The organism is Glutamicibacter protophormiae (assembly GCF_014647495.1).
GTDB classification, from domain to species: Bacteria; Actinomycetota; Actinomycetes; order Actinomycetales; family Micrococcaceae; genus Glutamicibacter; species Glutamicibacter protophormiae.
In genome coordinates, this window is the sequence record NZ_BMPH01000004.1 from 84,150 (window position 1) to 96,331 (window position 12,182).

Annotated in this window: 9 protein-coding genes; 2 read left to right on the forward strand and 7 right to left on the reverse strand. The window is 66.2% G+C overall.

Going from position 1 to position 12,182, the window contains the following annotated elements:
• Positions 1 to 159 precede the first annotated feature (159 nt).
• Positions 160 to 1,872 (forward strand): AMP-binding protein, encoded by a 1,713-nt coding sequence (locus IEY43_RS06605; protein ID WP_188947821.1) that lies wholly within the window; start codon positions 160 to 162, stop codon positions 1,870 to 1,872.
• A 79-nt stretch (positions 1,873 to 1,951) separates the two neighbouring features.
• On the opposite strand, the gene IEY43_RS06610 is transcribed toward IEY43_RS06605, so the two are convergent.
• The 6 genes from IEY43_RS06610 to IEY43_RS06635 form a co-directional block, all read right to left on the reverse strand.
• Entirely contained in the window at positions 1,952 to 3,142 is a 1,191-nt protein-coding gene (locus IEY43_RS06610; protein WP_188947822.1) for a hypothetical protein, read from the reverse strand.
• A 97-nt stretch (positions 3,143 to 3,239) separates the two neighbouring features.
• A complete protein-coding gene (locus IEY43_RS06615; protein WP_188947823.1) occupies positions 3,240 to 4,466 on the reverse strand; it encodes a hypothetical protein in 1,227 nt (408 codons plus the stop codon).
• Positions 4,453 to 6,015 carry a signal recognition particle protein gene (gene ffh / locus IEY43_RS06620; protein ID WP_188947824.1) on the reverse strand — a complete coding sequence of 521 codons (1,563 nt, stop codon included), beginning with the start codon at positions 6,013 to 6,015 and terminating at the stop codon, positions 4,453 to 4,455. Before ffh ends, IEY43_RS06615 begins: the two co-directional genes overlap by 14 nt.
• 166 nt (positions 6,016 to 6,181) lie before the next feature.
• Entirely contained in the window at positions 6,182 to 7,732 is a 1,551-nt protein-coding gene (locus tag IEY43_RS06625) for a M23 family metallopeptidase (RefSeq protein WP_188947825.1), read from the reverse strand.
• Positions 7,733 to 7,975: 243 nt separating this feature from the next.
• On the reverse strand, positions 7,976 to 9,196 hold the full coding sequence (locus tag IEY43_RS06630) for an ammonium transporter (RefSeq protein WP_188947826.1): 1,221 nt from the start codon (positions 9,194 to 9,196) through the stop codon (positions 7,976 to 7,978).
• A 268-nt stretch (positions 9,197 to 9,464) separates the two neighbouring features.
• The gene (locus IEY43_RS06635) at positions 9,465 to 10,124 is read right to left on the reverse strand and encodes a hypothetical protein (protein ID WP_188947827.1); all 660 of its coding nucleotides are present in this window, start codon (positions 10,122 to 10,124) and stop codon (positions 9,465 to 9,467) included.
• Positions 10,125 to 10,236: 112 nt separating this feature from the next.
• On the opposite strand from IEY43_RS06635, the gene IEY43_RS06640 reads away from it, so the two are divergent.
• A complete protein-coding gene (locus IEY43_RS06640; protein WP_188947828.1) occupies positions 10,237 to 10,887 on the forward strand; it encodes a DNA-3-methyladenine glycosylase in 651 nt (216 codons plus the stop codon).
• Between the two features lie 87 nt (positions 10,888 to 10,974).
• Here IEY43_RS06640 and ftsY read toward each other — a convergent pair whose 3' ends face one another.
• Complete coding sequence (gene ftsY, locus IEY43_RS06645; RefSeq protein WP_188947829.1) at positions 10,975 to 12,165, reverse strand: signal recognition particle-docking protein FtsY; 1,191 nt, start codon at positions 12,163 to 12,165, stop codon at positions 10,975 to 10,977.
• Positions 12,166 to 12,182 lie beyond the last annotated feature (17 nt).

The following is a 12,182-nucleotide window of genomic DNA, read 5'->3' on the forward strand; positions in this document are numbered from 1 at the left end:
ACCCGCCGCAACCGTGTTTTGATCAATATTGCCGGTGTTGTGCAAGTCGACCGCACAACCTGACGCAACAATTCGTCCATAGTGAGCACCAGAGTATATTGAACACAGAAACGTTCACCCTGCTGTCCGTGCAGTCTGCCTGCCGCGGAAAGGACTCCCATGAGTAACACCGAGAAGTTCCGTGCGGCGCGCGACCTCCTCCTGGCCCACCGCGACGACTACGCCGGTGCGCGCAAGGCCTTCAGCTGGCCCCAGTTCAGCGACTTCAACTTCGCCTACGACTGGTTCGACGAGGTAGCCAAGGATCCCGCCCGCTCTGACACCCCGGCGCTGATCCTCACCGAGCCGGACGGCAGCAGCGCACGCTACAGCTGGGCCGAACTCTCGCGGCGCTCCACCCAGGTGGCGCGCTGGCTTTCGGAGAACGGGTTCAAGCGCCAGGACACCATGATCGTGATGCTCGGCAACGAGGTGGCGCTGTGGGAGATCATGCTCGCGGGCATGAAGCTGGGCGCCGTGATCATCCCCTCCACCACGCAGCTGACCAGCGTGGACCTGGCCGACCGGATCGAACGCGGCAAGGCCCAGTGGATCGTCACCAGCTACGACCAGCTGCCCAAGCTTGAGCAGGTGCCCGGGGACTACACCACCGTCCAGGTGCGCGGCGAGGCCGCCGCGGGCACCCTGCACTTCGATGACTCGCTCCAGGCTCCGGCGCAGTTCGCCCTGGACACGCCCACGCGCGCGGATGAGACCCTGCTGCTCTACTTCACCTCCGGCACCACCTCGCTGGCCAAGCTGGTGCAGCACACCCACGTGTCCTACCCCGTGGGGCACCTGGCGACCATGTTCTGGATCGGGCTGGAACCGGGCGACGTGCACCTGAACGTCGCCTCCCCCGGCTGGGGCAAGCATGCGTGGTCCAACTTCTTCGGCCCGTGGATCGCCGAGGCGACGGTGTTCGTCTACAACTACGAGCGCTTCGATCCCAAGGCGCTGATGCACCAGATGGATGTCGAGAACGTCACCAGCTTCTGCGCCCCGCCCACCGTGTGGCGCTACCTGATCCAGGCCGACCTCTCGGCGCTGCGCACTCCCCCGCGCAAGCTGGTCTCCGCCGGCGAACCGCTGAACCGCGAGGTCATTGAGCAGGTGCGCAACGCCTGGGGCCAGGTGATCCGCGACGGCTACGGGCAGACCGAAACCACCGTGCAGATCGCCAACCCCCCGGGAGAAGCCGTCAAGGTGGGCGCCATGGGCCGCCCGATGCCCGGCTACGAGATCGAGCTGCGCAACCCGACCACCGGCCAGCTGGCGGAGGTGGGAGAGATCTGCCTGCGGCTGGATCCGCGGCCGGTGGGCCTGATGAAGGGCTACTTCGAGGACCAGGCGAAAACCGACACCGCGACCCGCAACGGGGTCTACCACACCGGGGACATCGCCGAACGCGACGCCGAGGGGGTGCTGACCTATGTGGGCCGCGCGGATGACGTGTTCAAGTCCAGCGACTACAAGCTCAGCCCCTTCGAGCTGGAATCGGTGGTGCTGGAGCACCCGGCCGTCGCCGAGGCCGCCGTGGTGCCCTCGCCGGATCCGATGAAGCTGTCGGTGCCGAAGGTGTTTGTGGTGCTGGCGCCCGGCCACGAGCCGTCCGCGCAGACCGCCGAAAGCATCCTTGGCTACTGCCGCGTGAACCTGGCCCCCTACAAGCGCATCCGCCGGCTGGAATTCTCCGAGCTGCCCAAAACCATCTCGGGCAAGATCCGCCGGGTGGAGCTGCGCCTGGCCGAAAGCGACCAGCACGCCCAGGGCAAGGTGCCGCCGAAGGAATACCGGGACACCGATTTCCCGTCGCTGAAGTCCCTGGGCTGATCCCCGGGATGCGAAATGGCCCGAGGGGCCCGGACAGCCACGCTGTCCGGGCCCCTCGGGCGTTGGCGCCGGGCGCCGGCTACTTGCTGCGCGCCTTCGCCGCGCCGAGCAGTCCCTTGCCCAGGTAGTACAGCCCGTCGGCGTACCAGGCGATCATCAGCAGGTTGCGCAGCGGCTTGGGCACGGAGGACAGCTTGGGGCACTTGGCCAGGGCCAGGTGGGCCAGCGCCCCGGAACCGAGCACCGCCAAGCTGGAGGTGATCAGCGCCTTCGGGCCCCAGCCGCCGCGGTAGAGCAGCTTGGCGATGCCGCTGGCTTCCCGCTCGTGCTCGGCCAGGGCGGCCTTGAGGGTCTTGACCGGGCCGCCGGTGGCGACCACCCGGATGTTCTCCGGCAGCGGCTTGCCCGTCAGGTAGTCCACGCTGCGCGGGTCGAAGCCCAGCAGGGCCACGAAGCGCTTGAGGTTCTTCAGGTTGCCCGGCGCCTTGACCAGCGCGAGCGCTTCCTGGAGCTTGGACTGGTCGCTGATGATTTCGCCCAGGGTTTGGTCGTCTTCCGTCTCCCAGCCCAGCAGCGAGGCATCCAGCTCGGCCAGCCGGTCCGCGGCCGGGCTGCCGGATTCCGGCTCGATGATCACGGTGCGTTCCAGGTCCACGAAGTAGCGCACCGACTTCGGGAAGTAGCTGCGCCGGGAACCGACGCCGGTGACCAGCGCGCTGAGCGTGTTGCCGTGGCGGGTCAGCGAGAGGAAGGGGCGGTTGGAGCGCGCGATGGTCACGGTGTCCACCGGTGCGGCGGACATGGCCATCAGCCCGGTGCCGTGGTTCCACAGGGTGAGCACGTTCTCCTCCAGCCCGGCGGCGACCACCAGCTCGGAGCCCTTGAGCTTGCGGCCGTGCACCAGTTCGGTGGCGGACCCGTAGTCGCCCAGCACGTCCTCATCCGGGGTCGGGCCGTCGATTTCCTCGCCGTCCAGCAGCACGTAGTCGGCTTGCGTGGAGTTCTTCAGCTCGTGCACCAGCTTGGTGACCCGGGAGCCTTCGCGCAGCTTGCCCCTGGCGTCCACGCGGTAGAGCACCGCGTCGCGGGCGGGGCTGACCGTGGCGATCTGCGCCGCGACCTCGGTGGCGTGCTCGCGTTCCACGGCGCCGCCGACGAAGCCCAGCAGGCGCCGGTCCGCCAGGGCGGTGCGCACCACGTCGGCCGCCTCGGGCTGGTCGCCCAGGAAAATGAACTCGATGTCGAGGTAGCTGAACTCGCTGGAATCCACGAAGGTAAACCCCTTTGGGATGGGTGGGTCGGGTGCTTGTTTTAATCATAGGCGCGCTGCGGGCGCCCGCCGCGGATTAACCCGCGCACTGCCTTGGCTAGCGCCGGCGCCGGCCCCGGATCCAGCGCACCGCGCCGAACACCAGGTTCCCGGCGGCGTCCACGTAGCCCACCGCCAGGATGAGGACCACCAGCCAGGCCGGAGCCCAGGGGCGGTCCCACTCGGTGCCTGCGAGCATCAGCGAGAAGACCAGCGCCTCGATCACGCCCCAGGCCAGCTGCAGGCCGGGTTTCCAGGACAGCGGGTTGAACCAGCGCGGGGCGGCGCTGCTCTTGCGTGCTTCCATCGCCATGGCTCGGCCCATGGCCTTGCCCAGGCCCATCGGTTCAATCGGCGTCGAGCCGGCCGGCACGCCGGGCTCCTGCAGGTACCGCGCGGACTCGGGGTCGTGGCCGAAGGCCGCGAGCACCTGCTGCGCGGCCTGCGGGCCGCCGGTGCCGGTGAGCACGCGTTTCAGGATCTCGATGTCCTGCGCCGAGACCTTCATGGTGCCCAGCTCGTCCAGTTCCGCGGGGTCGGGGGCCAAGTAGTGGGTTTCAAGCACCTGCAGCTGCTCCCGGGCGTCGGTGCCGGCCGGATGCTGCACCGCAGGGCTGGCGGCTACCGGCCAGATGTGCACCCAGGCAGGTTCCCCGCCCAGCTTGGAGCTCTGTTTCGGGAACCAGAAGCTGGCGGTGTAGCGCGGGCCGGTGCGGCTGAGCATGATGGCCGGATACTGGTCGCCGTCCAGATAGCCGCCGATCAGGAAGCCGTCGTGCACCGCGACGGCGGTGCGCTGCGGATCCTCGGGAGGCAGCAGGTGCCACGCGGTTTTGGAGGCTGCGGCCAGCAGCTGCAGGTCCGGCTCGGTCAGCGCTCCGGCCAGCAGCGTGCGCCCTGAGGGCATCTCTTCGAGGCGGGCATCCTGGATCGGTTCCCCGCTTTGGGCCTCGACGTCGTCCTGGTCCGCATACAGGGCGCCGGTGCCGAACTTCAGCGCCAGCGCGAAGTCCTCCACCTGCTGCCCCAGCCGGGTGCTCCCGTCGGCGGCGGCCAGCAGGATCAGCCCCTCCGGGTTAACTGCGATGCCGACCTCGATGAGCACCAGCCCGTTCCACGGCGCCGGCTCGGAGACCAGCGCCAGCACCTCGCGCTCGGCCAGCAGCGTGCGCACCGCCGCTTCGGCCTGCGCCCCGGGGGTGTTGTCGAAGATAAGAGTCAGGGCGGCGACCAGCGTTTCGGGCTGGCCGCCGCCCTGTGGCGACTCGTGGCTACTTCTTGCCAAGGTACTTCTCGAAGCCCGCCGGCAGGTTCAGGCTCGAGGGGTCGAAGTCCTGGGCGCCCTGGCCGAAGGCGGCGCCGGAGGGCGCGGAGGCCTTCTTCTGCGAGGATTCCAGCTGTGCCTGCGCGGCCTTGGCCGGGTTGCCGTACTTGACCTGCTTCTTGCCCTTGCCCTTGGCCTTCGCCTTGCGGGCCGCGCCCTTGCCGGCGCCGGGCATGCCCGGGATGCCGCCGCCGGCGGCCATCTTCTTCATCATCTTCTGGGCTTCGGCGAAGCGCTCGAGCATCTGGTTGACCTCGGAAACGGCGACACCCGAACCCTTGGCGATGCGGGCGCGGCGCGAGCCGTTGATGATCTTCGGGGCCACGCGCTCGTGCGGGGTCATCGAGCGCACGATGGCCTCGACGCGGTCGATCTGGCGCTCGTCGAACTGCTCGAGCTGCTGGCGGGAGATCTGCGCGCCGGGCATCATGCCCAGCAGCTTCTTCATCGAGCCCATCTTCTTGATCTGGGCCATCTGGGCGAGGAAGTCGTCCAGGGTGAAGTCTTCCTGGTCGGCGAACTTCTTCGCCATCCGCTCGGCTTCGCCCTTGTCCCAGTTCTTCTCCGCCTGCTCGATCAAGGTGAGCACGTCGCCCATGTCCAGGATGCGGCTGGCCATGCGGTCCGGGTGGAAGACCTCGAAGTCGTCCAGGTTCTCGCCGGTGGAGGCGAACATGACCGGCTTGCCGGTCACCGAGGCCACCGACAGGGCGGCGCCGCCGCGGGCGTCGCCGTCCAGCTTGGACAGGACCACGCCGGTGAAGTCCACGCCCTCGTGGAAGGCCTGGGCGGTATTGACCGCGTCCTGGCCGATCATGGCGTCGATGACGAAGAGCACTTCATCCGGGTCGATGGCGGCGCGGATGTTCGCGGCCTGGGCCATCATCTCGGTGTCCACGCCCAGGCGGCCGGCGGTATCCACGATCACGATGTCGTGCAGCTTGGCCTTGGCCTCGGCCACGCCGTCGCGGGCCACGGCGACCGGATCGCCGGTCGGGGTGTCGAACTCGGAGGAGACGCCCGGGTGCGGTGCGTAGACCGGCACCCCGGCGCGTTCGCCGTTGATCTGCAGCTGCTTGACGGCGTTCGGGCGCTGCAGGTCGCAGGCCACCAGCATCGGGGTGTGGCCCTCGGCCTTCAGGTGCTTGGCCAGCTTGCCGGCCAGGGTGGTCTTGCCGGCGCCCTGCAGGCCGGCGAGCATGATCACCGTGGGAGGGTTCTTGGCCAGGTTCAGCCGGCGGGTCTCCCCGCCGAGGATGGCCACGAGCTCCTCGTTGACGATCTTGACGACCTGCTGGCCCGGGTTCAGCGACTCGGAAACCTCGATGCCGAGTGCGCGTTCCTTCACCTGGGCCACGAAGGCGCGGACCACCGGGACGGCAACGTCAGCGTCCAGCAGGGCGCGACGGATTTCGCGGACGGTACCGTCGATGTCTGCCTCGGACAGGCGGCCCTTGCCGCGCAGGTTCTTGAAGGTTGCTGTCAGGCGATCGGAAAGTGAATTAAACACGTGCCGGGCACTTCTTTCGATAGGTCTTGTGGTGCGCAGTTAAATCGCACAGGACTCGACTACCAAGAATATCAACAATCCGACACTTGGCTAACCGTCGGCGCACCCAAGACCGTGTGAAATCCGTTTTCCGGCGCGTCACGGCGGCGGCGGCCGTCCCCAGGGGTCATTCCCCGTCCACCCGGCCGGCGGTGCGGACGGTAGTTTCCTGCTCCTGGACGGCGTCCGGCTCCGTTGCCGCGGCGCTGCTGCGTGCAGCCTCGCTCGGCTCGGCGGCCAGCGGGGAATCCACGGCCGGACTCTTCTGCGTGGCCGGCGCCTTGGCGGGAGGCGTCGCCGCCGACGTGTCCGGAGCCGCAGGAGCCTTGGTCGGCTTCACCGGGGTGTCCGGCGCGCCGGGCGCTTGCGGCTGGCCCGGCGGCGTGGCGGTTCCGTTCGGCGCGGATGGTGCGCCGGGCTTTACGCTGCCCGGAGGCGTGGGCGCAGTCGGCGTGGCGGTGCCGCTCTGGGTCGGCGAGGCTGAAGGTTCCTCGGTTGCCGCCGCGGTGGGCTTGGCCGGTTTGGTCGGCTTGGTCGGCTTGGCGGGCTCGGTCGGCTTCGGCGTAGCGCTCGGCGTGGGTGTAGCGCTGGGTTTGGCTGTAGCGCTCGGCTTCGGTGTGGCGCTGGGCTTGTCCTTGGACGGAGGTTTTTGGGTCGGTGCCGGGCTGGGCTTGAGAACCATCGGGGTGTCGTCCTCGGGCACCACGACATCCGGGTTGTCCTGCGTGTCCTTGGAAGGCTTCTGTTCCTTCGCCGGCGCCGAAGGCTTGCTGCCCTTCGGCGCGCTGTTGGCGTTGACCGTCAACCGGCGGGAGTCGACCATGGCCTGGGCCTGGCCGGGGTTCAGCGGCAGGTAGTTGCGCGGATCGTGCCAGCGGCCGTTGATGATGACCTCGAAGTGCACGTGGCAGCCCGTGGAGTTGCCGGTGGTCCCGGAGCGGGCAATCAGCTCTCCGCGCTTGACCCGCTGCCCCACCGCGGCGATGAGCACCGAATTGTGGCTGTAGCCGGTTTGCACGTTGTGGCCGTGGTCGATGGTGATGCGTTTGCCGGAGTGCCCCGCCCAGGACGAGACCGTGACAATGCCGTCCTCGCTGGCATATACCGGGGACCCGCAGGCGATGGGATAGTCCTGGCCGATGTGGATCTGGTTGCCCGGGCCGGTCGGGTTCGCGCGCCACCCGTAGGGGCTGGAGATCCGCCGGGTCTTGACCGGCGGCAACAGTTCCAGCCCGCCCGGGAGCCGGCCGATCTGCCCGACCTCTCCGATCAGCAAGGTGGAGGCGTTTTCCGCGCGGATCTGCGCGCCGGGGGCCTGCGGGCCGCCGACCAGCTGCTCAGTCGGCGCGGCGGGACCGGGTCGCTGCGCGTTTTTCATCATGAAGGAAGGACGCCCGTCGATGTCCAGGACCTGTCCAGCACCTCCGAACACCGCCAGCGGGGCGTACGGGTCGACATGGACCGCGTCGCGGGTGACCTCCCAATCCATCAGGGCCGCGGCAGACGCTTCCATGCCCGCGGCCCTTGAATGATCCGGGCCGGCCATGAGCGGTGTGGCCAGCGTGCCGGAGATGCCCAGTGCCAGCACGAGGCTGGCCGCCCCGTACAGCGCGCGCTTGTTTTCGCGCGGCCTCCCCGGAACGGCCGGTTCATGGTTTACCTGATGACGCCTTTTCATAATTTGCCAGTCCCCAAACTGCAAATCCAAAGTGGCCTCCAGCGTATCGACTCCGGGCCCACATAGCCAGAGTTTTCTGGCGGCGCTTGTCCCGGCACAGCGGCAGATGCCGGAACCCCAAGGTTTTCCCAGCAAACAGAACCGCCGGTGGCTGCTTGGCCCACCGGCGGTTCTGTCCGGGCCCCGGTGTCCCGGGACCCTTCCCCTATGTTGTCTAGCTGGTTTTTCTCCAGCGGGCAACGGCTACTTGGTCATCAGCTGGTACCCGCTTTCGTTGTGTTCCGCCGCGTCGATGCCGGCGATTTCAATGTCGGCCGGGACTCGCCACGGGCTGACCTTCTCGATCACGGTTGCGATGACCCAGGTCATGGCCGCGGAGAACACGATGACCACCAGCAGTGCCATGAACTGGGAGACCAGCTGGGCGAATCCGCCGCCGTAGAACAGGCCGCCGGCGCTTTCTGCGGTCGGCATGGCGAAGAATCCGAGGAACAGGGTGCCGATGACGCCGGAGACCAGGTGCACGCCGACCACGTCGAGCGAATCGTCGTAGCCCAGCTTCCACTTGAGGTTCACGGCCCAGGCCGAGCCGGCGCCGGCCAGCACGCCCAGCAGCATCGCGGCCCACGGGGCGATGTCAGCGCAAGACGGGGTGATGGCCACCAGGCCGGAAACCAGGCCGGAGGCGACGCCCAGCGAACTCGGGCGGGCTCCGCGCAGCTTCTCCACCATGATCCAGCCCAGCACCGCTGCACCCGGGGCGGCCAGGGTGTTGACCCAGATCAGTCCGGCCTGCTCAATGGTGGTGGCGGCACCGGCGTTGAATCCGAACCAGCCGAACCAGAGCAGTCCTGCGCCGAGCATCACCAGCGGGGTGTTGTGCGGCTGCGGGCGGTCGTGGAAGTTGTGGCGCTGGCCGAGCTTGAGCGCCAGGACCAGGGCCGCCACACCGGCGTTGGTGTGGACCACCGCGCCGCCGGCGAAGTCGATGGCTTCACCGAAGATCTTGCCCAGGAACCCGTCGGCGGAGAGCATGCCGCCGCCCCAGACCCAGAACGCGACCGGCGCGTACACCAGGGTGACCCACAGGGGAACGAACATCAGCCACGGGGCGAAGCGAGAACGGTCAGCGATGGCTCCGGAGATGATGGCCACGGAGATCATGGCGAAGGTTCCGGCGAAGCCCGCCGCCAGCAAACCGGACTCCGGGGTGTTGTGCAGGGCGAAGTCGCTGATCGGGTTGCCAATGATTCCAGCGATGGCCGGTTCGCCGGCGGAGAACGAGTACCCCCACAGCACCCAGACGATTGCGGTGATGGCCGCCGCGGAGAAGCTCATGAGCATCATGTTGACCACGCCGGTGGCCCGGGTCATTCCCCCATAGAACAGCCCGAGCGCCGGTGTCATCAGTAGAACGAGTGCTGCGGCGATCAAGATCCAAAGACTGGCGACATCCAGCTCCATCTAGTCCACATCCCCTCACGGTGTTTGGTGTATCGGTGAATAATTTCTGTTGACTTAACCGGAATACTCGGCGTTCGTCTCAATACATAATTCTTGGCCACCGATGTTTCGCCTTCCTCCACCGCTCGTTTCGAATGCGTGACAAAGCGAGCCCGCGCGTAACGGTCTGTTTCCCGCCGTGTTACCGATGCGTTTCAAAAATCGCACCATGCGAAAACCGCGGCAGCCGATGAACGGCTGCCGCGGTGGTGCGGTGAACTGCTGTGCGCTACAGGCGGGTGATCTTCACGACCTGCATCTCGGGTACGGTGGTCGAACCGCCGACCTGGGTGTCGTAGGTCAGCGAACCGGACACCGTTGCGGTGACCTTGACGATGTCTTCGGCCACGACATCGTCCAGGATGTCGCAGTTGGCCAGGCCGTCGCCGGCGTTGAAAATCGTATTATGCTCGTAGTCGTACTTGCCGACGTGTGCATGGCTGACGTTGGCGCGGAAGGTGCATGGCCCGGTGGCCGAGTCGAACTGGGTGACCCGCGCGTAGAGAATCACGTTCTTGTCCAGGTGCGAGCTGGGCTTCTTCACGATCTGTGCCAGCTCACGGCTGGTGATCTTCTTGGCCTTGTTGGCCTTGGCCTTTTCGGCTTTCTGCTTGGCTTCCTTCTCTGCCTTCTCCTTGGCCTTCTTCTCGGCCTCCGCCTTTTCCGCTGCTTCGCGTTCGTCATTTGCGCTGCGCAGCTCGTCGGCCTCGGCCTGGGCCGCGGTCAGCTTCGTCGTGGTGTCAGCCAGCTGGGTTTCCAGCTCCTGCTTCTCAACGGTCACCGCGGCGGCCGAAGCCTGCACGGCTTCATGTTCTTCGGTGGACACTCCACAGCCGGCCAAAACAAGCGCCGCAACTACTGCGGAAACGGACATCGCGATTTTCTTCACGATAATCCCCCAATCATTCAAGTGCGAGTACCCGGCAACCCCCTGTCGCCGGGCAATCATCATCTTGGCATTGACTACCGACAAAATAAGTTCGCACTGCAATACTGGAGACATGGATCGTGAGTTCTTCGCCGCGGACGCGCTTGAGGTCGCACCGCGGCTCCTCGGAGCAGTACTCGGTTTAAGCAGCCCTGAAGGCACCGTTCGCCTGCGCATCACCGAAGTCGAGGCCTACATGGGATTGGGAAGCGGCGGGTGCTATGACCCGGGGAGCCATTCCAAGGACCGCAAGACGCAGCGCAACGCCTCGATGTTCCTGGGGCCGGGGCATGCCTACGTCTATTTCAGTTACGGAATGCACTTCGCGCTGAATTTGGTGTGTTCGCCTGCCGGCATCGCCTCCGGGGTGCTGATCCGCTCCGGGGAGATCATCGACGGACGCGAGCTCGCCAGGGAACGCAGGCTGCGCAAACGTCCACCTGGAACCGACCCGGCCACGCTCTTGGACCGCGATCTGGCGCGCGGTCCGGGAAATCTTGCCGCGGCGCTGGGCATCAACCGCCCGCAGCATGATGGACTGGATCTTCTCGCTGCGCCGTTCACCGTGGAAACGCGAACTCGGGTTCCTGCGGCCATTGCTTCCGGGCCCCGCGTCGGCGTCGCGGGTATTGCCGGCGGTCCACAGTTCCCATGGAGATTCTGGATTCCGGGAAACAAGTCTGTTTCAGCATTCAAGCCCGGGCGCAATGCGCCACGGGCTTGAACTACTGAACTTTCTTGCCTAAACGGGCAGTGATTAAGCACATTCCGCAGAAAGCAAGTGTGAAGGTCTCCTGATGTAAGGCAATTTTCAGCCTTCCAACAGAGCGTCGACGAACGCTTCGGGGTCGAACGGAGCCAGATCATCAGGGCCTTCACCCAATCCGACGAGCTTCACCGGGACACCGAGCTGTCGCTGAATCGCGACTACGATGCCGCCCTTGGCGGTGCCGTCCAGCTTGGTCAGCACGATGCCGGAGACGTTGACAACCTCTGAGAACACCTTGGCCTGGGCGAGGCCGTTTTGGCCGGTGGTTGCATCCAGCACCAGCAGCACTTCGTCAACCGTTGCCTTCTTTTCAACGACACGCTTGATCTTGCCAAGCTCGTCCATCAGTCCGACCTTGTTCTGCAGTCGACCGGCAGTATCGATCATGACGATATCGACTTCCTGCTCGATGCCAGCAGACACAGCTTCGAACGCAACAGACGCAGGATCTGCTCCATCGATGTCCGACCGAACCGTCGGCACGCCGACTCGGTCGCCCCAGGTGGCAAGCTGCTCGGCAGCTGCGGCACGGAAAGTATCCGCTGCGCCAAGGAGCACGTCCTTGTCCTCTGCGACCAGTACGCGGGCCATCTTGCCGATGGTCGTGGTCTTGCCGACCCCGTTGACTCCAACCACCATGATGATGCTCGGACGGTCAGGATGCGGCTCGGGGAGGTAGGAACGGTCGAGGCTTGGATCAACCAACTTGAGGAGTTCTTCGCGGAGCATGGCCTTGACCCGCTGCGGGTCGCGGCTGCCTTCTACCTTCACCCGTTCGCGCAACGCGTCGACAAGTTCCAGAGTCGGCTCGGTGCCGAGGTCTGCAAGCAGCAGGGTTTCCTCGATCTCGTCCCAGACGTCCTCGTCGATGGAGTCCTGGCTGAGCAGAACCAGCAGGCCCTTGGAGAACATGTTGTTGGACTTGGTCAGGCGTGCGCGCAGTCGGGCTAGGCGCCCTTGGACTGGTTCAGGAACATCCAGTGCGGGAGCACTTGGGATCTCGGGCTCAACGACTGAAACAGGCGCTTCGGTTGCATCCGTGGTGGCGGCTGAGCCTTCGAAGGTGTCAGTTTCGCCTCCAGCAACGGTGGCGCTGGGAACGTCGTCAGCGTCACGCTCTGTTGTGTAGGGAGTCTTAGGCTTGCGGCCCTTGGCTACGAAGGCGGTGGCAACAATGCCCACCACTACAACGACCGCGACAATGATGATGGTAAGTAATAGCGAATCGGTCACGTTCTAAATCGTCTCAT

Excerpts from the sequence above, each read along its gene's own strand:
- IEY43_RS06605 (WP_188947821.1), top strand. The coding sequence starts at position 160 with ATGAGTAACACCGAGAAGTTCCGTGCGGCGCGCGACCTCCTCCTGGCC.
- IEY43_RS06640 (WP_188947828.1), top strand. The coding sequence starts at position 10,237 with ATGGATCGTGAGTTCTTCGCCGCGGACGCGCTTGAGGTCGCACCGCGG.
- IEY43_RS06625 (WP_188947825.1), bottom strand. The coding sequence starts at position 7,732 with ATGAAAAGGCGTCATCAGGTAAACCATGAACCGGCCGTTCCGGGGAGG.
- IEY43_RS06630 (WP_188947826.1), bottom strand. The coding sequence starts at position 9,196 with ATGGAGCTGGATGTCGCCAGTCTTTGGATCTTGATCGCCGCAGCACTC.